This window comes from Sphingomonas sp. SUN019 (assembly GCF_024758705.1).
Taxonomy (GTDB): domain Bacteria; phylum Pseudomonadota; class Alphaproteobacteria; order Sphingomonadales; family Sphingomonadaceae; genus Sphingomonas.
The window spans coordinates 2,202,874-2,225,822 of record NZ_CP096971.1 but is presented as its reverse complement, the minus strand read 5'-3'; the positions used below and the strand labels follow the sequence as shown (position 1 = coordinate 2,225,822).

Below are 22,949 nucleotides of genomic sequence, written 5' to 3'. Positions count from 1 at the left end.
ACTTCGGGATAACAGAAGTTACGGTGCGTCCGGGGATTGCAGTTCGATCAGCGCGGCGACCAGCCCTGCATCCTCGCTTTCGGGGTACGTCGCCTTGTAGACCTCGCGCATCTTCTTGACCGTCGCCGCCCATTGTTCGGGTTTCAGCGGCGGCTGGCGAACGATCATGTCGGCCGAATGACACGCGGTGCAGGCGACGGTGACGCGGTCGGCGGCCGGACTTGCCGGCAGCGCGGCGGTTTCCGCCGGCAAGGTGATCGACGTTGCGGCGAAGGCGAACGGAGCCTCCGGTTCCTTCGCTGGCTTGCTGCACGCTGTCAGCGCCAGCAAGGCGAGGAGGACAGCGCGTCTCATGCCGCGCCAACCGCGATCGAAGGAATCGTGTTACGCATATAGCCGCCCGGATTCCAGATCGTATCCATCGCCTGCGTGTCGCCAACGACGTTGGTGCACCGCGCCCACAGCCGATAGCCGCCCGGCGCAAGCCCCGCGATCGTCGCATCCCACGCGCGGAACCCGTATTTGCCTTGATCAGGTCCAAGCCGAGCAGCGCGCCACGATCGCCCGCCGTCCATCGACAGGTCAACTCGCGCGACGCCGCTCGCCCCGCCCATCGCCACGCCGCTGACCGCGAACGGCGATCCCGCCGCGATCCGCGCGCCGTCGGCGAGTCCCGTGATGAACGCGCGCGGGTTCATCCGGTTGATCGGCACCGCCGGAAAATCCTTTGAACCGGGTGCGACGTTCGCGCGCGGCGCGGCCGGGATCTTGTACGCCTTGGCCATCCAGTAACGGTCGTCGGCGGCGGTCAGCACCTCGATCCGGTCCAGCGCCTTGATCCAATAGGTCGAATACCAGCCCGGCACGACCAGCCGGATCGGATAGCCGTTCAGCATCGGCAGCGCGTCACCGTTCATCCGGAACGCAATCATCACCTCGCCATCGCGCGCATGATCCACATCCAGCGACTTCTCGAACCACGGCGCGCCCGGCGGCGGACGGTCGAGTCCGGCCAGGCGTACCTGCACCGCCCCCGGCGCGACGCCCGCCAGATCGAGCACGTCGCGCAACCGCACGCCCTCCCACAGCGCATTGCCGATCGCGCCGTCGCCCCATTGTGCGCCGGGCACGGCGGGGGCGAAGAAGCCGCGCGAATTGCCCGAGCATTGGTTCACCGCAGCAAGCTCGACCCGTGGAAGCCGAAGCAACGCGTCGAGCGGAATCGCCAGCGGTTTGCGCACCGCGCCGCCGACACGCAGCCGGAAGCTCGCCGGATCGACCGCGGTCGGAATGTCGGCATAATGCCAGCGCACGAAGAAACGGTCGTTTGGCGTGAAGACCTGCCCCAGCGCGTCGATCGGCGTTTCCAGCAGCGGCGCGCGGGCGCGCAGCAGAATCATCTCGCTCTTGCCGGGAAAGGCGCTGGTCGTGCTGCGCCGTCCGCCCGCGAAGCCGAGATCGAGGTCGCGTGCGATCGCTCCGGTCGCCAGGCCCGCGCCGCCCAGACCGATCAGGCCAAGCGCGTGCCGCCGATCGAACAGGGGGCGATCAAGCATGGCTCTGCGCCAGCGGCGCGAACCGCGCGACCTGCCGCCCGATCAACCGCAATTGCTCGACCACCGCGGGATCGCTTGCGCCGCCGTCCGCATCGAACTTCGTCACCTGCGTGTTGATCGCCGCCGCGAACGGCGTCGGCCAGCCGCGCAACGCATGGACGATCGAGCGCAGCGCTGCGATCGTGCTGCCCGTCGCCTGCCACCCATAAGCGGTGGCGATCAGCCCGACCGGCATGTCGGCCAGATACGGGCGATCCGCATCGCGCGCGGTTTCCTCCAGCAGGTCGAGCGCATTCTTCACCACGCCCGAAATGCTGCCGTGATAGCCGGGCGACGCGATGATGATCGCCGACGCCTGACGCACCGTCGCGACGAATTCCTGTTCCTCTACCGTACGCGCCGTCGCCTTCGGATCGTACAGCGGGAGCCGCGCCATGTCCGCGCCGCCGAACATCCGCGTGTCGAACCCTTCCGCGCACGCCGCGTCGAGCGCGATCCTCAGCGCGCGCTCGGTCGACGATATGCCGCCGATCGTGCCGCCGATCCCCACCACCAGCGGCCGTGCCGCGGCTATCGCTTTCGCTTCGCTGTCCATCGCGGTAAGCCTCTCGCATGACGCGGGCGCTTGCGGCAACTGTCTTACTATCGTAATACGCTGAATGGACTTCCGGAACGTGGATATGCGCCCCGACCCCTTCGACACTGGCCGTGTGCGCTACAACCATGCGCCCGCGGAGGCGCGTGCTCCCGCCGACCTGCCGGGCTTCGACGACTGGCATTCGCCCGAACCCGGCGCGCCGCCGCCGCCGACGAAGCGCCGCACCAGCATCGTGCGATGGATTTTCCGCGGGATCGGGGCTGGGATCATCCTGCTCGTGCTGGCGATTGCGTGGCTCGCGATCACCGCGCCGCTGTCGCGCTCGCTCAAACCCCCGACGCCGCCGTCGATCACGCTGACCGATCGTGACGGCAATCCGATCGCACGGCGCGGCGCGATCATCGGCGCAGCCGTAGATGCGCAGGCGTTGCCCGCGCACGTGCGGGAAGCGTTCATGGCGATCGAGGACCGGCGTTTCGAATCGCATTGGGGCGTCGATCCGCGCGGCATCGCGCGCGCGGCATGGTCGAATGTCGGGGCAGGGGGCGTGCGCCAAGGCGGCAGCACGATCACGCAGCAACTGGCGAAGAACGCCTTCCTCGATTCGGACCGCACCGCAGCGCGGAAAATTCGCGAGGTGATGATCGCCTTCTGGCTGGAGGCGTGGCTGACCAAGAACGAGATTCTGTCGCGCTATCTGTCGAACGTCTATTTCGGCGACAACGTCTATGGCCTGCGCGCCGCAGCTAAGCATTATTTCGGGCGTGAACCGGAACGGTTGAACGTCGGGCAAGCGGCAATGCTCGCGGGGCTGGTGAAGGCCCCGTCGCGGCTTGCGCCCACCTCCAACCTCGACGGCGCGCGCAAGCGGCAGGCGCTGGTGGTCGGCGCGATGGTCGATGCCGGGTTCCTGACGAAGGGCGAGGCGGCCGACGTCCAGCCGCAGCGCGTGCTGAAGGCGAAGGCCGCGACATTGCCGTCGGGTACGTATTTCGCCGACTGGGTGCTGCCGGAGGCGCGCGATCAGGCGGGCGAGATCAAGACCGAAGCGACCGTGAAGACGACGCTCGACCGCGACCTCCAACGCACCGCCGAACGCGTCGTGCGGCAGGCGGGCCTGCGGCAGGCGCAGACCGCGCTCGTCGCGATGCGCCGCAATGGCGAGGTCGTCGCGATGGTCGGCGGGCGCGATTACAGGAAAAGCCCGTTCAACCGCGCGACGCAGGCGCGGCGTCAGCCCGGATCGACTTTCAAGCTGTTCGTCTATCTCGCCGCGCTCCGCGCCGGGATGACGCCGGATTCGATCGTCGAGGACAATCCGGTCGAGATCGCCGGCTGGAAACCCAAGAACGACGACGGCCGCTATCTCGGCGACATCACGCTGCGGCGCGCGTTCCAGCGCTCGTCCAACGTCGCCGCCGCTCGGCTGACGCAGGAGGCGGGCGTGCGGAACGTCATCAAGGCCGCGCGCGATCTGGGCATCTCCACGCCGATCCCGAGCGAGGCGACGATCGGCCTGGGCACTGCGGAAGTCTCGCTGCTCGAACTGACCGCCGCCTATGCCGGGGTCGCGAGCGGGCGCTATCCGGTGCAGCCGCGCGGGCTGACCGATGTCGAGGAGAAGGGCTGGTATCAGTCGCTGACCGGCGGCAGCCGGCAGCTGCCGTCGAAGGTCCATAGCGACATGCTCGACCTGCTCTCCGCCTCGATGCGCGGCACGGGCCGCGCGGCGGCGCTGTCGGTCGAGGCGTATGGCAAGACCGGCACTTCGCAGAGCGGGCGCGACGCGTGGTTCGTCGGCTTCGCGGGCGATCTGGTGGTCGGCGTGTGGGTCGGCAACGACGACAACACGCCCAATCCGGGACTGCACGGCGGCGGCATCCCGGCCAGCATCTGGCGCAATTTCATGGTTTCCGCACTCGATCTCGCGCCGCCGGTAAAGGTCGCGCCGCCCGAAGAAGTCGATCCGGCGATGTTGATCGAAGGGCTGGGCGAGAATGCGATCGCACCGATCCAGGGCGAACTGGAGGGGCTGGGCGTCGAACTGAAGATGGGGCCGGACGGTTCGTTCAGCGTCGGGCGGCGGCGCGAGGAGGAATTCGAGCCGCGCGACGACCCGCAACTGGCCCCCAACGAAGACGAGGTCGAACCGCGGTAGACCGACGGGGAATAGTTGACGCTCTCCCGCGACCCCCGCACAGCCGCCGCCATGCGCTTCTTCTCCGACAACGCCGCCCCGGTTCACCCGAATGTGCTCGCGACGATGGCCGCCGCCAACACGCTCGATACCGCATACGACGGCGACGCCTTCTCGAAACGGCTCGACGCCCGATTGTCGGAAACGTTTGAAACCGAGGTGACGGCCTTGTGGGTGCCGAGCGGAACCGCCGCGAACTGCCTCGCGCTCGCCGCGCTCTGCCCGCCGCACGGCAGCATCGTCTGCCACCGCGACGCGCATATCCAGAACGACGAATGCGGCGCGCCCGAATTCTATACCCACGGCGCGAAGCTGCTGCTGGCCGATGGCGAGGGTGCGAAGCTGACGCCCGACGCGATCACCGACATCCTGTCGCTGCAACGCTACGACGTGCATCAGCAGCGCCCGCACGCGATTTCGATCACCAACGCGACCGAATATGGGCGCGTCTATTTGCCGGACGAGGTCGCGGCGATCGGCGCGCTGGCGAAGGACCGCGGGCTTGCGTTGCACATGGACGGCGCGCGCTTCGCCAACGCCGTGGTCGGCACCGGCGCATCGCCCGCCGATCTGACGTGGCGCGGTGGGGTCGATGCGCTCAGCATGGGCTTCGTCAAGAACGGCGGGATGAACGCGGAGGCGTTGGTGTTCTTCGGCGGCGACCATGCGGAGACGACGCGCTATCGCCGCAAGCGCGCGGGGCATCTGTTGTCGAAGGGCCGTTATCTCGCCGCACAGATCCTCGCCATGCTTGACGATGACGTGTGGCTGGCGAATGCGCGCGCCGCGAACGCCGGGGCGGCGTTACTGGCGGATGCGGCCGGGGACCGGCTGATCCATCCGGTCGAGGCCAACGAGATGTTCCTGCGCGTGACCGCGGACGAAGCTGTATCGCTGCGCGCGAAGGGCTTCGATTTCTACGATTGGGGACCGGGCGAGGCGCGGCTGGTCGTATCGTGGGATCAGCAAGAGGCTGACATCCGCCCGCTCGCCGCCGCGATCCGGGCGCTGTGAGCGACGAAAAACCGCGTTCCGCCCGCGCGGTGGTGTTGATCCCGTTCGCGGTCGTGACGCTGATCTGGGGATCGACCTGGCTGGTCATCCGCGATCAGTTGGGCGTGGTGCCGCCGAGCTGGTCGGTCAGTTACCGCTTCCTGCTCGCGGGCCTCGTGCTCGGCGCCTGGGCGCTGGCGAATCGCGAATCGTTCCGGTTCGATGCGCGGGGCTGGCTGTTCGCGCTGGCGCTCGCGCTCAGCCAGTTCGTGCTGAACTTCAACTTCGTCTACCGTGCGGAGGCGTCCATCACCTCGGGGCTGGTTGCGGTGATCTTCGCGCTGCTGCTGGTCCCGAACGCCCTGTTCGGGCGCATCTTCCTCGGGCAGCGGCTCGGGCGGCAATTGCTGATCGGGTCGGCGGTCGCGATGGCCGGCGTCAGCCTGTTGTTCGTCCACGAAGCGCGCAGCGATCCCAGCGGCCCGGCGCGCGCGCTGACCGGCATCGGCCTGACGCTTTGCGCCATCCTCTCGGCCTCGACCGCCAATATCATGCAGGCGACGCCCACCGCGCGAGCGTATCCGATGCTGTCGACCACCGCGGTCGCGATGCTGCTGGGGGCGGCGATGGATGCGGCGTTCGCGTGGAGCACGGTCGGCGCGCCGGTGTTCGATTGGCGCTGGGGCTATATCGCGGGGATCGCGTATCTCGGCATCGTCGCGTCGGCGCTGGCGTTCCCGCTCTATTTCGGCGTGCTGCGCGCGATCGGCCCGGCGAAGGCGGCCTATTCGGGCGTGATCGTACCCGTCATCGCGATGCTGTTGTCGACCGTGTTCGAGGGCTATCGCTGGTCGCTGCTGGCCGCGGCGGGCGCGTCGCTCGCGGTGGCCGGGCTGGTCGTCGCGCTCACCGCGCGCAGGCCCAACCGGTAGGTCGGGTATAGCGGCGTCCAGCCGAGCACGCGCTTCGCCCTGCCATTCGCGACGCGGCGGTTTTCGGCATAAAAAGCGCGCGCCATTGGGCTGAGTGTCTCGAGCGCAATGAACGGCGGCGCGGGCAGGCCCAGCATCGCAGCGGCGTGTTCGACGACCTCGTTCTGGCTGGTCGGCAGATCGTCGGCGAGATTATACGCGCCCGCCGGTCCATCGAACCCCGCAATCACGCCGCGCGCGATATCGTCGACATGGACGCGGCTGAACACCTGATCGGGCAGGTCGACGCGGTGCGCCTTGCCCTCCAGCACGCGATCGAGCGGCGAGCGGCCCGGCCCGTAGATGCCGGGCAGCCGGAACACCCGCGCGCCCTTCGCCAGCCACGCCAGATCGGCCGCATTCCGCCCCGCGCGCCGTCCTGCGACTGGTGCAGACTCATCGACCCACGCCCCGCCTGCATCGCCATACACCCCGGTCGACGACAGATAGCCGAGCCACTGCCGACCAAGCAGGTCGCCGTATGCATCCAGCACCGGATCGCGATCCTCGGACGGAGGGACCGACGACAGAACATGCGTCGCCGCGGCCAGTTCGGCCCGCACCGCATCCGCATCGTCGAACCGCAGCGTGCCGTCACGCCCGTCGCGCGTCGTGCCAGTGACGCGCCAGTCGGGCACATGCGCCGCCACTGCCTGCGCGGCGTACCCCAACCCGAAGATCAGCAACCGGCTCATTGCGCGGCCATCGGCTCCTTGAACCCCATTGGCCCCTTAAAAAGCGTCCCGAAATAATCGCCCTTGTTCCACACCGGCCGCGTCGGGGCGTCGGCGATCTCGCGCGCGATGCGGTAGTTCGCATCGACGAAGCGCACCGCCTGATCCCACAGGATCGGCTGCGTCAGATCGTCCGACGGCTTGTGGTAATCGGTCGCCAGGAACGCGGTGGTCGCGGCCTTGCCCGCACCCTTGTGCCCCGGCCACAGGAAGACCGACGGAACACCCTTCTCCACGAAGCGGAAGTGATCCGATCGCACGAAGATGCCCTCGTCGGGAATCGGATCGGGCGACAGTTCGACCCCGATCGCGCCGACCGCACGCCGCACGATCGGCCCCAGCGACGAACGGTCGCCGCCAAACGCGACCATGTCTTCAAACTTATAGGTCAGGATCGGCATATCGAGGTTCACGTCGGCGACAATGTTCGCCAGCGGCACGGTCGGATGGTTCGCGAAATAATCGCTGCCGACCAGCCCCTTCTCCTCCGCAGTCACTGCCAGGAACATGATGCTGCGCTTCGGTGCGCCGGTGGCCTTGAAGCGCTTCGCCTCTTCGATCAGGCTGGCGATGCCGATCGCATCGTCCAAGGCACCGTTGTTGATCGCGTCGCCGTTCACCGGTTTCTTGCTGACCCCGATGTGATCGAGATGCGCCGACAGCACGACGACTTCCTTGCCCAGCGCGGGATCGCTGCCGGGAATCATCCCGATGACGTTCGATGACGTGGCGGGGGTGAAGACCGTTTCAGATGCCACCGTCAGCGTGCCGGGCAACGCCTCCGATACGAAGCGCGCATCGCTCTTTGCGGCTTCCTTCGACATCCTCGACCACGGCGTCTTCGCCCCCGCGAACAGCTTCGCTGCGCCCGCGGTGCTGAGCGTCGCCAGGATCGGTGCGGCATCGGCGTCCAGATTGCCCGTGCCGTCCGGTTTCGCCCATGTCATGCGCAGGCCCTGATAGTCCTCCACACTCTTCGCAAAGGGCCGCAATTTCTCGCTGCGCGGGGTCGACAGCATCACCACGCCCACCGCGCCGCGCATCCCCGCCAGCGTCGCCTTGGTGGCGTTCGACCCGAAGAAGGCACGCTCCTCCCCCGACATCTTCGACGGTGTGCCCGCGACCAGCGCGACGATCTTCCCGCGCACGTCGAGCCCGCGATAATCGTCGCGGCCATAGGCCGGTGCGACGACGCCGTACCCGGCGAAGACGACGGGCGCGGACACGTCGGTCTTCGCCCGCGCCTGGTTCGCACCGGGGATATAATCGACGCCGAACTTCAGCGGCTGCGCCGCCCCGCCGCGACTCAACGCCGCACGACCTTCTCCGGCGACCTTGTAGCCGACCAAAGGCACGCGCTGCAGATAACCGCCGTCATCCCCCGCTGGCTTCAACCCGGCGGCGTAGAATTGCGCGGCGACGTACTGCGCGGCGATGTCATATTCGGGCGACCCCGCCTCGCGTCCCTTCAGCGCATCCGATGCCAGGAACATGACGTGCGCCTTCACCGCCGCCTGATCGGCGGGCAGCGGCGCATTCACGCGCGCGTTGACCTCGGCAGGGGTAAGCTTCGGCGGGGTCTGTCCCGCGGCCACACTCGAAAGAGCAAGGAAACTCAACGTACTAAAGAGGCGAACCATGCGCGATCCCGTTTATTGGTGTATCGCGGGCCTATCACACTACCGCCCGCGCGCAAGGTTTCGATGGAACCGAATCGCCGCTCGCCTATATCTCCCTGATGATCGACGCCCACGCAGCCTTCGCCAGCCCCCACGTCACGCGCCGCGAGGAATATGCGCCGCCCGACTGGATGGTGCCCGAAATCGCGCTCGATTTCGCGCTCGACGCGGGCGCGACGCGGGTGAAGGCGCGGCTCGACGTGCGGCGGAACGGCGCGCACGACGCACCCCTCAGGCTCGACGGCGCGGGGCAGCAGCCGCTGTCGGTGAGCGTCGACGGGGTCGCGGTGAACGACTGGCGGATCGAGGGCGAGCAGCTCGTCGTCCCACTGTCCGGCGCGGCGCATGTTGTCGAGACCGAGGTGGAGATCGCGCCCGATCGCAACACGCAATTGATGGGGCTGTACGCCTCGGGCGGGAATCTGTGCACGCAGTGCGAGGCGGAGGGGTTCCGGCGGATCACCTATTTCCCCGATCGCCCCGACGTGCTCAGCCGCTACCGCGTGACGATGACCGCCGACAAGGCGCGCTATCCGGTGCTGCTGGCGAACGGAGATCCGGTCGGCGCGGGCGATCTGGATGGCGGACTCCACTGGGCCGAATGGCACGATCCGTTCCCCAAGCCATCGTACCTGTTCGCGCTGGTGGCGGGCGATCTGGCGGTCAATCGCGGCACGTTTGTCACGCGATCGGGGCGTGAGGTGCAGCTCGGCATCTGGGTGCGCGAACAGGATCTGCCGAAGACCGCGCACGCGCTCGACGCGCTGAAGACGTCGATGGCGTGGGACGAGCGCGTCTATGGCCGCGAATATGACCTGGACGTGTTCAACATCGTCGCGGTCGACGATTTCAATTTCGGCGCGATGGAGAACAAGGGGCTGAACATCTTCAACAGCCGCTACATCCTGGCCGATCCCGACACCGCGACCGATTACGATTTCGACGCCATCGCCGCGGTCGTCGCGCACGAATATTTTCACAATTGGTCGGGCAACCGTGTCACCTGCCGCGACTGGTTCCAATTGTCGTTGAAGGAAGGCTTCACGGTCTATCGCGACCAGGGCTTTTCCGCCGATCAGGGCAGCGCCGCGGTGAAGCGGATCGAGGACGTGCGGGGGCTGCGCGCGGCCCAATTCCCCGAGGACGCCGGGCCGCTCGCGCATCCGGTGCGCCCCGAGAGCTATATCGAGATCAGCAATTTCTACACCGCCACGATCTATAACAAGGGCGCCGAGCTGATCCGCATGATGGCGACGATCCTCGGCCCGTTGAAATTCCGCGCTGCGACCGACCTTTATTTCGACCGCTTCGACGGGACCGCGGCGACGTGCGAGGATTATGTCGCGTGCATGGAGGAAGCGGGCGACGTCGACCTCTCGCAATTTCGATTGTGGTATACCCAGGCTGGCACGCCGCGCGTCTCCGCGACGCTGGAGCATCATGCCGGCAGCGGCCGTGCGACGCTGCGTCTCGCGCAGCACGTCCCCGCCACGCCGGGCCAACCGTCGAAATCGCCAATGGTGCTTCCGCTGAAACTGCGACTGTTCGGCGCGGAGACGGGCGCGCCGCTCACCGACGAGCAGCTGATCCTGCTCGACGAAACCAGCGAGAGCGTGACGTTCGAAACCGTCGCCGAACGCCCGATCCTGTCGATCAACCGCGGCTTTTCCGCGCCGGTGGTGGTGGAAAGCGACCGCACCGCGGCCGACCTCGCGTTTCTGGCGAGGCACGACGACGACCCCTTCGCGCGCTATGAGGCGATGCAGCAGCTGATGCTCGACACATTGGTCGCCGCGACGATCGAAGGGCAGGCCGATCACCGGGCGGTGATCGATGCGGTCGCTGATACGCTTGCCAACGAAGGTCTGGACCGCGCGTTCGTGGCGGAGGCGGTGCTGCTGCCGTCGGAAAGCTTTATCGGCGACCAGCTTAGCGTGGTCGATCCCGACGCGATCTTCGCCGCGCGAGAGGCGTTGCGGCGCGATTTGGGCCGTTCGCTCGCCGGTCAATGGCGTACGGCCTACGATTTGGCGGGCGACGCGCCTTACACCTATTCGCCGCAAGCGAAGGGCCTGCGGCGGCTGCGCAGCGTCGCTTTGGGCTATATCGCGGCGAGCGGCGCGGAGGATGCGGCGACGCTCGCGTTCCGCCAGTTCGAGCGCGCCGACAACATGACCGACCGGCAGGCGGCGCTGACGACGCTGGCGAACGGCGACGATGCCGAGCGCGAGGCGGCGCTCGACATCTTCTACAACCGCTACGCCGACAACGGGCTGGTGCTCGACAAATGGTTCCAGACGCAGGCGCTGTCGGCGCGCGACGATACGCCGCAGGCGGTCGCGTTGCTGGCCGAACATCCCGACTTCACGCTGGCGAACCCCAATCGCGCGCGGTCGCTGATCGGCGCATTCTCGGTCAACCAGCGCGCGTTCCACGCGGCAGGCGGGGCGGGTTATCGCTTTCTCGCCGACCAACTGATCGCGCTGGACAAGCTGAACCCGCAGACCGCCGCGAAGCTGCTCCCGCCGCTCGGGCGGTGGAAGCGATTCGACGCGACACGCGCCGGGCTGATGCGCGCGGTGCTGGAGCGGATCGTCGCGGTGCCCGGCATCTCGAAGGACGTGCTGGAACAGGCGAGCAAGAGTCTGGAGGGGTAGGCAGGTTTTGATGACCCAATCCTCCCCTGCAAGGGGAGGTGGCGCGTAGCGCCGAAGGGGTGTCGCGCTATCGAGAGGCGGACACCCCTCCGTCAGCGCTTCGCGCTGCCACCTCCCCTTGAAGGGGAGGATTTCAGAAGGTGCTTAAAACAACCGCCCGCCATCGGGCACGCGCTCGCTCGGGGTTACCAGCACGACCTTCCCCGCCGCATCCGGGAAGCCCAGCGTCAGCACCTCGCTCATCATCGGCCCGATCTGGCGCGGCGGGAAGTTGACCACGGCCGCCACCTGCCGCCCGACCAGCGCCTCCGGCGAATAATGCTCGGTGATCTGCGCCGATGATCTTTTGACCCCGATCGCGGGACCGAAATCGATCGTCAGGACATAGGCGGGCTTGCGCGCCTTCGGAAACGGCTCGGCGGAAACGATCGTGCCGACGCGGATGTCGACCTTCAGGAAATCGTCGAAGGTAATCTCGGGCGCGGACGGCGCGGTGGCGTCATGCTCGGCGTGCATCAGAAGTCCGGATTCTCGTAATAGCTCGGCGGCTCGATCCCGCTCATCCGTTCGGCAAGCAACGGGCGGAAACTGCGCCGGCTCTTGAACGCGCCATACCAGGCCTTCGCATGGGTATGCCCGGTCCAGTCGATCCCGCCGAGATAGTCCGCGACCGAAATCTGCGCCGCCGCGGCCAGGTCGGCCAGGCTGATCGTCGCGCCCGCCATCCATTTGCGGTGGTCGAGCAGGAAATCGATGTAGTCGAGGTGCGCGATCGACGACTTCATCGCCTCGCGCAGCCGCGCCGAATTGGGCGTCGTGCGGTGGACGATCCGCTTCACCATCCGCTCGTCGAGCAGCGGCCCCGTCACGTCGCGATAAAATTGCGTATCGAACCACGCCACCAGCCGCCGGATCTCGGCGCGGTTCGTCGCGGTGCCGTTGATCATCGCGGCCTTGTCGATCGTCTCTTCGAAATATTCGCAGATCGCCATCGAATCGATCAACAGCGTACTGCGTTCGGGATCGACCATCACCGGCGTCTGCCCCGTAGGATTCATGTCGACGAACTCGTCGCGCCGATCCCACGGCATCTCCTTCACCAGCTCATAGCCGACGTCCTTTTCCCCCAGCAGGGTGCGGACCTTCCGCGTGAAGGGACAAAGCGTGAATTGGTAAAGCTGCCACATGCCGCCGGTGTTAGGCGGCTGCGCGATTCGGTGAAAGCCCGTCTATTCGGCCGCGACCATCGCCACTTCGTCCGACAGCGGATGTGGGAGGCGTTCGAGCATTTCCCTTGGCACCACCTGCCAGAAATCGCCCGCGACGCGGTCCCAATCCTCCAGCAGCCCGCGCGCCCATTTGCTGTCGGTCGCGGCGACGTGATCGCGCACCAGATTCTGCAGCACGCTCGCCCAGTGCAGCGAATCGAGCCGTTGCCAGACGATGCTCTCGGGGTTGGCGCGGCGCGCGAACTGACCTTCAGGGTCATAAACGAACGCCATCCCGCCGGTCATCCCCGCCCCGAAATTCGCCCCGACCGCGCCCAGCACCACCGCGACGCCGCCGGTCATATATTCGCAGCCGTTCGCGCCGCAGCCTTCGACCACCACGGTCGCGCCCGAATTGCGCACGGCAAAGCGTTCGCCCGCCTGGCCCGCCGCGAACAACCGTCCAGCGGTCGCGCCGTACAGCACGGTGTTGCCGATGATCGTATTGTCCTGGCTGGCGAGCGGGCTGCTGACCGCCGGCCGCACGACGATCGTGCCTCCGGATAGTCCCTTGCCGACATAATCGTTGGCGTCGCCGAATACCTCCAGCGTCACGCCCTTGCACAGGAACGCGCCCAGACTCTGCCCCGCTGCGCCGCGCAGGCGGATCGTGACGTGATCGTCCGCCAGCGTCGACATCCCGAACTTGCGCGTGATCTCGCTCGACAGCCGCGTGCCGACCGCGCGGTGCGTGTTGCGCACGCTGTACGTCAGCTGCATCTTCTCGCCGCGGCTGAACACCGCAGCGGCGTCCTTGATGATCTGCGCATCGAGACTGTCGGGTACTTCGTTGCGGAACGTCGTCAGGCTGAAGCGGCGCTGATCGTCCGCCGCATCGACCTTCGCAAGGATCGGGTTCAGGTCGAGGTCGTCGAGATGTTCCGCCCCGCGGCTGACCTGCCGCAGAAGTTCGGTCCGCCCGATGATCTCGTCCAGGCTGCGCACGCCGAGCCGGGCGAGGATGTCGCGCACTTCCTCGGCGATGAAGGTCATCAGATTGATGACCTTTTCCGGCGTGCCGACGAACTTGTCGCGCAGCCGTTCGTCCTGCGTACATACACCCACCGGGCATGTGTTGCTGTGGCACTGCCGCACCATGATGCAGCCCATCGCGACCAGGCTAAGCGTGCCGATCCCGAACTCCTCCGCCCCCAGGATCGCCGCGATCACGATATCGCGCCCGACACGCAGCCCGCCGTCGGTGCGTAGCTTGATCCGCCCGCGCAGTCCGTTCAGCGTCAGCACCTGATTAACCTCGGACAGGCCCATTTCCCACGGGGTGCCGGCATATTTGATGCTGGTCTGCGGTGAAGCGCCGGTCCCGCCGACGTTGCCCGAGACGAGGATGACGTCGGCGTGCGCCTTTGCCACGCCCGCAGCCACGGTGCCGATGCCCGCCGACGACACCAGTTTCACGCATACGCGCGCACGCGGATTGATCTGCTTCAGGTCGTAGATCAGCTGCGCGAGGTCTTCGATCGAATAGATGTCGTGATGTGGTGGTGGCGAGATGAGCGTCACGCCCGGAGTCGCGTGGCGCAACTTCGCGATGAACTCGGTCACTTTGAAACCGGGCAATTGCCCGCCCTCGCCAGGCTTCGCCCCTTGCGCGACCTTGATCTCGATCTCGTCGCAGGCGTTCAGATATTCCGCGGTGACGCCGAACCGTCCGCTCGCGATCTGCTTGATGACCGAATTTGCGTTGTCGCCATTGGCATAGGGTTGATAGCGCGATTTGTCCTCGCCGCCCTCGCCCGACACCGCCTTCGCGCCGATCCGGTTCATCGCGATCGCCAGCGTCTCGTGGGCTTCAGGGCTTAGCGCGCCGAGGCTCATGCCGGGCGTGACGAACCGCTTGCGGATTTCGGTGATCGGCTCGACCTGATCGACCGCCACGCCTTCGGCCGGAAAGTTGAACTGCAACAGGTCGCGCAGATAGACCGGCGGCAGATCGGCCACCCCGCGCGAGAACTGCAGGTAGGACGAATAACTGTCGGTCGCGACCGCGGTCTGCAGCAAATGCATCAGCGGCGCGGAATAAGCGTGCGCCTCTCCGGTGTGACGCTGGCGGTAGAAGCCGCCGATCGGCAGGTTCACCACCGCTTCGTCATAAGCAGCCTCGTGACGCTCGGTCGCGTTGACGTGGAGCGAATGATAGCCCTCGCCGCTGATCTTCGCGGGCATCCCAGGAAACAGGTCGTTGACGAGGCTCCGCGACAGTCCGACCGCCTCGAAATTATACCCGCCGCGATAGCTGGAGATCACCGCGATCCCCATCTTCGACATGATCTTCAGCAGGCCTTCCTCGACCGCCTTGCGGTGCCGCTTCAGGCACTCCTCCAGCGACAGGTCGCCGAACAACCCGCGCGCCTGCCGGTCGGCGATCGCGGCCTCGGCCAGATACGCGTTCACCGTCGTCGCGCCGACCCCGATCAGCACCGCATAATAATGCGTGTCGAGGCACTCTGCCGTGCGGACGTTGATGCTGGCGTAACTGCGCAGCCCGCGCCGGACGAGGTGGGTGTGCACCGCCGCCGCCGCCAGTACGCCCGCGATCCCGACCCGCTCCGGCCCGATCCCCTCGTCGGTCAAGAACAGTTCGCTCTTGCCCTCGCGCACCGCCTGTTCGGCCTGGTTGCGGATGCGCTGGATCGCGGCGCGGAGCCGTTCCGGTCCACCACCCGTTTCGAACGTGCAGTCGATTTCCGCCGCCGCGCCCCCGAAATACGCCTTTAGCCGCGCCCAGTGCGTGCTGGTCAGCACCGGCGAATCGAGCACGAGCACGCGTTCGCGACTGTCCTCGGTGTCGAGGATGTTGGCCAGATTCCCGAAGCGCGTCTTCAGCGACATCACGTAGCGTTCGCGCAGGGAATCGATCGGCGGGTTGGTCACCTGGCTGAAATTCTGCCGGAAAAATTGGCTGATCAGGCGTGGTTTGTCGCTGATAACCGCGAGCGGCGTATCGTCGCCCATCGATCCGATCGCTTCCTTCGCGGTTTCGACCATCGGCGACAGGATCAGCTCCATGTCCTCCAGCGTCTGTCCCGCCGCGACCTGCCGCCGGGCGAGGTCGGCGCGGGCGAAGCGCGTGGTGCTGTCGGCCGGGGCAGGGGGCAGATCGTAGAGCGTGGAGAAACCGCCGATCATCGCGGCGTAGTCCTGCTCGGCCGCGATCCGATCCTTGATCGCGCGATCCTGGTACAGCTTGCCCTCGTGCAGATCGACCGCGATCATCTGCCCCGGCCCCAGCCGCCCCTTGGCGACGATCGTGCTTTCGGGAACGACGACCATGCCGCTCTCCGATCCCACGATCAGCAAGCCATCGGCGGTCAGCGTGTAGCGCAGCGGCCGCAGCGCGTTGCGGTCCATCCCCGCCACCGCCCAGCGCCCGTCGGTCATCGCGAGTGCAGCGGGGCCGTCCCACGGCTCCATCACCGACGCGAGGTACTGGTACATCGCCGAATGCGCCGGAACCATGTCGTCGGCCGCGGCTTCGGGCACCAGCATCAGCTTGGCGGTCGGCGCATCGCGGCCGGAACGGCAGATCGCCTCGAACGTCGCGTCCAGCGCAGCAGTGTCGGATGCGCCCGCCGGGATCACCGGCTTGATGTCCTCCGAATGCTCGCCGAACGCGATCGACGCCATGCGGATTTCATGGCTCAGCATCCAGTTCTTGTTGCCGCGGATCGTGTTGATCTCGCCATTGTGCGCCAGGCAGCGGAACGGCTGCGCCAGCCACCATTGCGGAAATGTGTTGGTCGAATACCGCTGATGGAAGATCGCGACGCGCGATTCGAAGCGCTTGTCGGTCAGGTCGGGGTAGAAGACCGACAGGCTCTCAGCGAGGAACAGGCCCTTGTAGATGATAGAGCGACACGACAGGCTGCAGACATAGAAGCCCTGGATCTGCGCCGCGATCACGCGCTTCTCAATCCGGCGGCGGACGAGGTACAGGTTCTTCTCGAACTCCGCCGCGTCGACCTCATCCGGCAGCGGCCCGGCGATCATGATCTGCTCGATCTCGGGCCGCGTTGCCTGCGCCTTCTGCCCGATCACCGACACGTCGACCGGCACCTGCCGCCAGCCATAGATCGAATAGCCCGCCTCGATGATCGCGGATTCGACGATCGTGCGGCAGCTTTCCTGCGCCTGCAGATCGGTGCGCGGCAGGAATATCTGCCCCACCGCCAGCCGGTTCGGCAGCACCTTATGCCCGCCCGCCGCGATCGCATCATCGAAGAAGCGGATCGGCAGGTCGACGTGCAACCCGGCGCCGTCGCCGGTCTTGCCATCGGCATCCACCGCACCGCGGTGCCATACCGCCTTCAGCGCATCGATCGCCGACTGCACCACGCGCCGCGATGGCCGCCCATCGGTCGCCGCGACCAGCCCGACGCCGCACGCGTCGGATTCCATGTCGGGGCGGTACATGCCGTGCTCGGCGAGATAGGCGCGCTGGTCGATCATGCTGCTTGCCTCTCGCTTGCCGCCTTCGCCTTCAGATACTTGTGCATCGACGTCGCCACGTCGCGCCCGTCACGGATCGCCCATACCACCAGGCTCGCGCCGCGGACGATGTCGCCCGCCGCGAATACGCCGTCGAGGCTGGTCATCAGCGTCTTGCCGTCGACCAGGACCGTGCCCCAGCGCGTCGTGCCGAGTTCGGGCGCGCCGAACAGGTTGGGAAGATCTTCCGCGTCGAAGCCCAGCGCCTTGATGACCAGATCGGCGGGCAGGTCCAGTGTCGCGCCCGGATCGACCTCCGGCGCGCGGCGGCCGCTCGCATCGGGGCTGCCGAGCCGCATCCGGTTCGCCTTCACGCCGGTGATGGCGTCACCTTGGAAGGAATGCGGGGCGGAGAGCCAGACGAACTCGACGCCTTCCTCCTCCGCGTGACCCACCTCGCGCTGCGACCCCGGCATGTTCGCACGGTCGCGGCGGTAGAGACACTTCACCGATGTCGCGCCCTGCCGGACCGCGGTGCGGACACAGTCCATCGCGGTGTCCCCGCCGCCGATCACGACGACGTGTCTGCCCTCCGCGTTGAGGCTGCCGTCCTCGAACGCGGGCACGTCGTCGCCGAACCCCTTGCGGTTCGATGCGGTGAGATAATCCAGCGCCGCGACCACGCCCTGCGCCGCGCCGCCCGGCACGTCGATCGCGCGGGCCTTGTACACGCCGGTCGCGATCAGCAGCGCGTCGTGGCGCTGGCGCAACTGGTCGAGCGTCGCGTCCTCGCCGACCGCAAAGCCTTCGTGAAACACGATCCCGCCCGCCTTCAACCGGTCGACGCGGCGCATCACTACCGGCTTCTCCAGCTTGAAGCCGGGAATGCCATAGGTCAGCAGCCCGCCTGCACGATCGTGCCGGTCGTAGATATGCACCTCATAGCCGAACCCGCGCAGATACTCCGCGGCAGATAGTCCGGCCGGCCCCGCGCCGATTACGCCGACCGACTGCCCGCGGGCCGGTCCCGCCACCAGCGGCTCGACCCAACCCTCTTCCCACGCCGTATCGGTGATGAATTTCTCGACCGATCCGATCGTGACCGCGCCGTGCCCGCTGAACTCGATCACGCAATTGCCCTCGCACAACCGGTCCTGCGGACAAATCCTTCCGCAGATCTCGGGCATGGTGGAGGTCGCGTTGGACAGCTCATACGCCTCGCGCAGCCGCCCCTCTGCGGTCAGCCGGAGCCAGTCGGGGATATGGTTGTGTAGCGGACAGTGGACCGAGCAGTACGGCACGCCGCATTGCGAACAGCGCCCGGCCTGGTCCTCGGCGCTCTGCACGGCATAGCGATCGGCGATCTCGCGAAAGTCTTCCGCGCGCGCGTCGGCGTCGCGCTTGGCCGGATAGGCCTGCCCCCGCTCGACGAATCGCAACATGTCACCGGCCATCAAACGCCTCCTGCACAAGCGCCGATGGCATCAAAAAACGCGTGAGTCACGCAATAATCGACTTAATAGACAGCTATGCTGCCCTATAATTCTCGCATTTGCTACGTGATTCCCCCGCGGCCCAGTCAGCTTCCTACAAAAAGGCCGATACGGACCTAACGCCCATTCAGCCACACCAGCGCCGCTGCACCCGCCACGATCCGGTACCAGGCGAACGGACCAAAGCCGTATCGGGTCACGACCGCCAGGAACGCCTTCACGACCGCGAGCGCCACGACGAACGACACGACGAAGCCGACCGCGATCAGCTCGATGTCGCCCGACGTCACATCGGCGCGGTGCTTGTACAACTGTAGCGCCGTCGCCCCGGTCAGCGTCGGCAGCGCGAGAAAAAAGCTGAAGTCCGCCGCCGTGCGCCGGTCGATCCCGAACGACATCGCACCCATGATCGTCGCGCCCGACCGGCTGACCCCGGGCACCATCGCCAGACATTGCACCAGCCCGATCTTCACCGACTGCGCGACCGAAACGCCCGCGATGCCCAGCACGTTCTCCGTCTTCGCCAGCCGCTCGACGATCAGGATCGCCACGCCGCCGACGATCAGCGCCCAGGCGACGACGACTGCATTCTCCAGCAACGCGTCGATCTGATCCCCGAACGCCAGCCCCAGCACGACCGCGGGGAAGAACGCGAGCAACAGGTTGCGCACGAACGCCACCGAATTGGGATCCCATTTCAGCAATCCCTTGCCGACCGCAAGAAAGGTCCGCCAGTACAGCACGACGATCGCCAGGATCGCGCCGGGCTGGATCGCGATGTTGAACACCGACCAGCGCGATGCGTCGTAGCCGAGCAATTCGGTCGCCAGGATCAGATGCCCGGTCGATGACACCGGGAGGAATTCGGTGACGCCCTCGACGATGCCCAGGATGATGGCGGTCAACAGATCGCTCATATCGTCTTTCTATTGTAGCCGATGGATCGACGTAGGGAAATCAGGCGCGCGCGTCGGCGAAGCGTCCGTTTTTGCGATAGCGCACCAGCCATCCCGGTGCGACTGCGCCGAGTGGGGTAGGGGTGACGCCCAGCGCCGACAGCCCGTCCGCGCCATCGGCGACCACCGAATCGTGCTGCAGCATCTTCCATTGGTCCGCCGACAGCGGCGCGCCGGGCAGGAAGCCGAGCGAGGCCAGCACCGAACCCGCGAGATCGGGAAGTTCGATCAACGACGGACAGCGCCCGATCGCCTGCGCGATCCAGCGGTGCAACGCGATCATCGTCAGTACCTCCGGCCCGCCAAGCTCGAACGTGCGGCCGCCGAACGCGTCGGGATCACGCAGCGCGGCGACCGTCGCGTCGGCCACGTCGCCGACGAACACCGGCTGAAACTTCGCGCCCGGCCGCAATACGGGCACCGCAGGCAGCTTCGCGATCATGCCCGCGAAGCGATTGACGAACTGATCCTCGCGCCCGAACACCGTCGACGGTCGCAGAATCGTCGCCCGCGGAAACGCCGTGCGAACCGCGGCTTCGCCTTCGCCCTTGGTGCGGCCATAGCGGGACGAAGAGGCGGCATCCGCCCCGATTGCGGAGATATGCACCACGGCGCCGGCGCCGGCCTTGGCCGCCGCATCCGCAATGCTGCGCGCGCCGTCGACATGAATGCGGGTCAGATCGCCCGCAAACGCGCCGACCAGATTGACCACCGCATCCGCCCCCGCGACCGCGTTGGCGATCGTTTCGGGACGGGTCACGTCGGCGGCGACGAACTGCGTCTGGCCCAGCCCGCCCTGCGTCTTCAGGAACCATGCCTGCCGCGGATCGCGCTGCGCCACGCGCACCCGTGCACCCGCCTGCAGCAACGCCTGCGCGACGTACCGGCCAAGGAACCCCCCGCCGCCGACCAGCGTGACCAGCCTGTCCTTCATGCGCTTCAAACTCTCACGTACCGGAAAGCCCGCGCCCTACCCCCCGTGCGCGGCTGTTGACAAGGCCGCTCACCGTCCCCTAGAGGCCCGCCCCTACCGCGAGCTTATAGCTCCCCGTGCCCAGATGGCGGAATTGGTAGACGCACCAGCTTCAGGTGCTGGCGGTCGCAAGGCCGTGGAGGTTCGAGTCCTCTTCTGGGCACCATTTGTTCTCATCCTATTGAGAACACAGCGAAATCGTCGCGGAGACGATCTCCAGAAAGCGTTTGCTACAACAAACTGCTATGGGATGATTGCCCGTCACCGACCGGACACTCGCCGTCGCGGTGATTGGCGAAGCGGCCCCGTTGCGTCGATCTCGCGTGCGCATTGCCGCGACGCGAGGGCTTCGCCTTCCGATCCGATCAATAAGCGGGATAAGCGCCTGACTAGGCGATTGTGCCTCGCGCGGGCTATGAATGGCCGATGCTAATAGGCATATTTTCGCATTGGTCACGGCGCGACGGATAGAATCGCATGATGCAATGCGATTATTGAGATCGTATAAGGGAGTTATATACGCCATGGATCGGGAGGTCATCGCCTACGGCATAATCGCGCTCATTACGGTTCTGGGCCTGCCGTTGATGGCGCGATTGTGGGTACGGCGCCGACGCGAAAAGCTGCGTCGTCAGGGGATCAAGCGCTACGGCCATTAAGCAACGAGTAAGCAACGAGCCGGCCTTAGACGCTTTCCAGCGCCTTCAGGATTGCGCGTCCACAAGCGGTCCCGCTGAACATTCTCCGCGGGCGAGCGTTGTCGGCGGCGATGGAAATGTTTGAACGCAATCGCGAAAGTGGGCGAAAATGCCGGTGGTGGATGGTCCGGGCGATCAAGCCATTAAAGGCCTTTTGATGCCTGTCCGACCTCGGATCGTCTTCCTCTCATATCTTTCCGGCGCAAATGTCGGCTTGTCACTGAGCCACCCCTTTGGTAGCCGCGCCGCGGTATCGCGAAAGCCAGAAATTTCACGTCATTGGCGTAGGCAAGAAACTTGCGGAGCAAAATCGGCGTTGAGCACAAGTTGAATCGCAACGCTCGCAGCCGTCCTCCAGATAAAAACAGCTCGCTTCGAAAGTGCAAATTGCATTTTTTGGCTAAATGATTGTCGAGTCAGAGATAGAATATGACAGCGTATGGCATAGGTGGGCAATCAGGCGGAATTTTACTGCTAAGATACCAGCTTGCTGGAGCATTGCTGCTTCTGCTGGCTATGCTTTTTATAGTGCTTTTGGCAAATCCTACTATTGAGGCAAGTGACCGCGTCTTGGTGTCAACTAGCATCTACAGCATGGTATCAACGGCGTTCGGCATCGTCCTGCTGAGAAGTATCATCCGATACCCGGGTGTAGAAGCTAACGCCTATATCCTTCCTTCCTTTACGATATCCTATGGCTGTCTGTTGATATTTTTTATTCTCACGCGGCTGCCATATAGCCGCGCGCTGCTGTTCATCAGTTTCGTCGTCACCATCATCTGGTTCATCGTCGTTCACGCCCTTGCCAGGCGACGGCGCGTGATGACGATTGGAATTGTCCCTGGCGGAGACTATCAGACGCTGCAGGCCGTTGCGGGCGTTAACTGGATCGTGCTGACCGACGCGACGCAGAATTTGGACGGGCTGCAGGCGGTCGCAGCCGATCTTCGGGTGGATATCGCACCGGAGTGGGACCGGGCACTCGCCGATTGTGCCCTTGCGGGCATCCCCGTCTATCACACCAAACATCTCGCTGAATCCCTGACCGGCATGGTGGAGCTGGAGCACCTGTCCGAGAACAGTTTTGGCACTCTGGCGCCGGTATCGGCGTTCATGACCTTTAAGCACATCCTCGACTGGATGATTGCGGCCGTCGTCGGCCTCGTTCTTGCCCCGCTGATGATCCTTCTGGCGATCTTCATTCGCCTCGACTCTCCGGGACCGGCGATCTTCCGGCAGATGCGAATCGGGTATCGCGGAAAACCTTTCACGGTTTATAAGTTTCGCACGATGGTGAGCTCGCCAAAGAGCGTGCCGGCGCTGGATGCGGCCAAGACGCAGACCGAGGACAAGCGCATCACCAGGATCGGATCTTTCCTGCGCCGTAGCCGGATCGATGAACTGCCGCAGATATTGAACATCCTCAGGGCCGAAATGAGCTGGATCGGTCCACGCCCAGAGGCGCAGGTGCTGTCGCAATGGTACGAAGGGGAAATTCCGTTCTATCGGTATCGGCACATCGTGCGTCCTGGGTTGACCGGATGGGCGCAGGTCCACCAAGGCCATGTTGCCGAGGTCGAGGACGTGAAAACGAAGCTGAATTACGATTTTTACTACATCAAGACGTATTCGCCGTGGATCGATCTGCTGATTGTAGCAAAGACAACCCAGACAATCCTAAATGGCTTTGGGGCCAAGTGACCGGACGGTCGCCACAATACAGCGCGTTG

At 65.8% G+C, this 22,949-nt stretch carries 17 protein-coding genes and 1 tRNA gene; 7 read left to right on the top strand and 11 right to left on the bottom strand.

Features of this window, described 5'->3' with window-relative positions:
• Positions 1 to 18 precede the first annotated feature (18 nt).
• Genes M0208_RS10640 through M0208_RS10630 form a run of 3 tightly spaced genes read right to left on the bottom strand, consistent with a single transcriptional unit; the run spans position 19 to position 2,151 of the window.
• Positions 19 to 354: a cytochrome C nitrite reductase gene (locus tag M0208_RS10640; RefSeq protein ID WP_258891676.1), complete on the bottom strand. Its 336-nt coding sequence runs from the start codon at positions 352 to 354 to the stop codon at positions 19 to 21.
• Positions 351 to 1,556 (bottom strand): molybdopterin-dependent oxidoreductase, encoded by a 1,206-nt coding sequence (locus tag M0208_RS10635; protein ID WP_258891675.1) that lies wholly within the window; start codon positions 1,554 to 1,556, stop codon positions 351 to 353. Before M0208_RS10635 ends, M0208_RS10640 begins: the two co-directional genes overlap by 4 nt.
• The gene (locus M0208_RS10630; protein WP_258891674.1) at positions 1,549 to 2,151 is read right to left on the bottom strand and encodes an NADPH-dependent FMN reductase; all 603 of its coding nucleotides are present in this window, start codon (positions 2,149 to 2,151) and stop codon (positions 1,549 to 1,551) included. Before M0208_RS10630 ends, M0208_RS10635 begins: the two co-directional genes overlap by 8 nt.
• A gap of 85 nt (positions 2,152 to 2,236) precedes the next feature.
• Here M0208_RS10630 and M0208_RS10625 point away from each other — a divergent pair, with 85 nt between their 5' ends.
• The 3 genes from M0208_RS10625 to M0208_RS10615 are packed head-to-tail and all read left to right on the top strand — an operon-like array spanning position 2,237 to position 6,276.
• The gene (locus M0208_RS10625; RefSeq protein WP_258891673.1) at positions 2,237 to 4,312 is read left to right on the top strand and encodes a transglycosylase domain-containing protein; all 2,076 of its coding nucleotides are present in this window, start codon (positions 2,237 to 2,239) and stop codon (positions 4,310 to 4,312) included.
• Positions 4,313 to 4,363: 51 nt separating this feature from the next.
• The gene (locus tag M0208_RS10620) at positions 4,364 to 5,365 is read left to right on the top strand and encodes a low specificity L-threonine aldolase (RefSeq protein ID WP_258891672.1); all 1,002 of its coding nucleotides are present in this window, start codon (positions 4,364 to 4,366) and stop codon (positions 5,363 to 5,365) included.
• Positions 5,362 to 6,276, top strand: a complete 915-nt coding sequence (locus M0208_RS10615; protein WP_258891671.1) for a DMT family transporter — start codon at positions 5,362 to 5,364, stop codon at positions 6,274 to 6,276. Before M0208_RS10620 ends, M0208_RS10615 begins: the two co-directional genes overlap by 4 nt.
• Here the strand turns inward: M0208_RS10615 and M0208_RS10610 are convergent.
• Positions 6,186 to 7,010, bottom strand: coding sequence for an NAD(P)-dependent oxidoreductase (locus tag M0208_RS10610; RefSeq protein WP_258891670.1), 825 nt, complete (start codon positions 7,008 to 7,010; stop codon positions 6,186 to 6,188). The genes M0208_RS10615 and M0208_RS10610 overlap by 91 nt on opposite strands.
• Entirely contained in the window at positions 7,007 to 8,689 is a 1,683-nt protein-coding gene (locus M0208_RS10605) for a M28 family metallopeptidase (protein ID WP_258891669.1), read from the bottom strand. The genes M0208_RS10610 and M0208_RS10605 overlap by 4 nt, the downstream gene beginning before the upstream one ends.
• 98 nt (positions 8,690 to 8,787) lie before the next feature.
• On the opposite strand from M0208_RS10605, the gene pepN reads away from it, so the two are divergent.
• Positions 8,788 to 11,385 (top strand): aminopeptidase N, encoded by a 2,598-nt coding sequence (gene pepN / locus M0208_RS10600; RefSeq protein WP_258891668.1) that lies wholly within the window; start codon positions 8,788 to 8,790, stop codon positions 11,383 to 11,385.
• A gap of 144 nt (positions 11,386 to 11,529) precedes the next feature.
• On the opposite strand, the gene M0208_RS10595 is transcribed toward pepN, so the two are convergent.
• The 6 genes from M0208_RS10595 to M0208_RS10570 all read right to left on the bottom strand — a co-directional run bounded on the left by M0208_RS10595 (position 11,530) and on the right by M0208_RS10570 (position 20,482).
• Positions 11,530 to 11,901 (bottom strand): tRNA-binding protein, encoded by a 372-nt coding sequence (locus M0208_RS10595; protein WP_258891667.1) that lies wholly within the window; start codon positions 11,899 to 11,901, stop codon positions 11,530 to 11,532.
• Positions 11,901 to 12,572 carry a glutathione S-transferase family protein gene (locus M0208_RS10590; protein WP_258891666.1) on the bottom strand — a complete coding sequence of 224 codons (672 nt, stop codon included), beginning with the start codon at positions 12,570 to 12,572 and terminating at the stop codon, positions 11,901 to 11,903. Before M0208_RS10590 ends, M0208_RS10595 begins: the two co-directional genes overlap by 1 nt.
• A 42-nt stretch (positions 12,573 to 12,614) precedes the next feature.
• Positions 12,615 to 17,120, bottom strand: coding sequence for a glutamate synthase large subunit (gene gltB / locus M0208_RS10585; RefSeq protein ID WP_258891665.1), 4,506 nt, complete (start codon positions 17,118 to 17,120; stop codon positions 12,615 to 12,617).
• Entirely contained in the window at positions 17,117 to 18,553 is a 1,437-nt protein-coding gene (locus tag M0208_RS10580) for an NAD(P)-dependent oxidoreductase (RefSeq protein WP_258891664.1), read from the bottom strand. Before M0208_RS10580 ends, gltB begins: the two co-directional genes overlap by 4 nt.
• A 155-nt stretch (positions 18,554 to 18,708) precedes the next feature.
• The gene (locus M0208_RS10575; RefSeq protein WP_258891663.1) at positions 18,709 to 19,509 is read right to left on the bottom strand and encodes an undecaprenyl-diphosphate phosphatase; all 801 of its coding nucleotides are present in this window, start codon (positions 19,507 to 19,509) and stop codon (positions 18,709 to 18,711) included.
• A 40-nt stretch (positions 19,510 to 19,549) separates the two neighbouring features.
• Entirely contained in the window at positions 19,550 to 20,482 is a 933-nt protein-coding gene (locus M0208_RS10570) for a complex I NDUFA9 subunit family protein (protein WP_258891662.1), read from the bottom strand.
• Positions 20,483 to 20,600: 118 nt separating this feature from the next.
• Here M0208_RS10570 and M0208_RS10565 point away from each other — a divergent pair.
• From M0208_RS10565 to M0208_RS10555, 3 genes are all read left to right on the top strand, one after another.
• Positions 20,601 to 20,687: transfer RNA gene (locus M0208_RS10565), tRNA-Leu, on the top strand.
• A gap of 358 nt (positions 20,688 to 21,045) precedes the next feature.
• The gene (locus M0208_RS10560) at positions 21,046 to 21,180 is read left to right on the top strand and encodes a hypothetical protein (RefSeq protein WP_258891661.1); all 135 of its coding nucleotides are present in this window, start codon (positions 21,046 to 21,048) and stop codon (positions 21,178 to 21,180) included.
• A gap of 633 nt (positions 21,181 to 21,813) precedes the next feature.
• Complete coding sequence (locus M0208_RS10555; protein ID WP_258891660.1) at positions 21,814 to 22,920, top strand: sugar transferase; 1,107 nt, start codon at positions 21,814 to 21,816, stop codon at positions 22,918 to 22,920.
• Positions 22,921 to 22,949 lie beyond the last annotated feature (29 nt).

Excerpts from the sequence above, each read along its gene's own strand:
- M0208_RS10630 (WP_258891674.1), bottom strand. The coding sequence starts at position 2,151 with ATGGACAGCGAAGCGAAAGCGATAGCCGCGGCACGGCCGCTGGTGGTG.
- M0208_RS10555 (WP_258891660.1), top strand. The coding sequence starts at position 21,814 with ATGGTATCAACGGCGTTCGGCATCGTCCTGCTGAGAAGTATCATCCGA.
- pepN (WP_258891668.1), top strand. The coding sequence starts at position 8,788 with ATGATCGACGCCCACGCAGCCTTCGCCAGCCCCCACGTCACGCGCCGC.
- M0208_RS10605 (WP_258891669.1), bottom strand. The coding sequence starts at position 8,689 with ATGGTTCGCCTCTTTAGTACGTTGAGTTTCCTTGCTCTTTCGAGTGTG.
- gltB (WP_258891665.1), bottom strand. The coding sequence starts at position 17,120 with ATGATCGACCAGCGCGCCTATCTCGCCGAGCACGGCATGTACCGCCCC.
- M0208_RS10620 (WP_258891672.1), top strand. The coding sequence starts at position 4,364 with ATGCGCTTCTTCTCCGACAACGCCGCCCCGGTTCACCCGAATGTGCTC.
- M0208_RS10580 (WP_258891664.1), bottom strand. The coding sequence starts at position 18,553 with ATGGCCGGTGACATGTTGCGATTCGTCGAGCGGGGGCAGGCCTATCCG.
- M0208_RS10635 (WP_258891675.1), bottom strand. The coding sequence starts at position 1,556 with ATGCTTGATCGCCCCCTGTTCGATCGGCGGCACGCGCTTGGCCTGATC.
- M0208_RS10640 (WP_258891676.1), bottom strand. The coding sequence starts at position 354 with ATGAGACGCGCTGTCCTCCTCGCCTTGCTGGCGCTGACAGCGTGCAGC.
- M0208_RS10610 (WP_258891670.1), bottom strand. The coding sequence starts at position 7,010 with ATGAGCCGGTTGCTGATCTTCGGGTTGGGGTACGCCGCGCAGGCAGTG.
- M0208_RS10560 (WP_258891661.1), top strand. The coding sequence starts at position 21,046 with ATGGATCGGGAGGTCATCGCCTACGGCATAATCGCGCTCATTACGGTT.
- M0208_RS10570 (WP_258891662.1), bottom strand. The coding sequence starts at position 20,482 with ATGAAGGACAGGCTGGTCACGCTGGTCGGCGGCGGGGGGTTCCTTGGC.
- M0208_RS10590 (WP_258891666.1), bottom strand. The coding sequence starts at position 12,572 with ATGTGGCAGCTTTACCAATTCACGCTTTGTCCCTTCACGCGGAAGGTC.
- M0208_RS10625 (WP_258891673.1), top strand. The coding sequence starts at position 2,237 with ATGCGCCCCGACCCCTTCGACACTGGCCGTGTGCGCTACAACCATGCG.
- M0208_RS10595 (WP_258891667.1), bottom strand. The coding sequence starts at position 11,901 with ATGCACGCCGAGCATGACGCCACCGCGCCGTCCGCGCCCGAGATTACC.
- M0208_RS10575 (WP_258891663.1), bottom strand. The coding sequence starts at position 19,509 with ATGAGCGATCTGTTGACCGCCATCATCCTGGGCATCGTCGAGGGCGTC.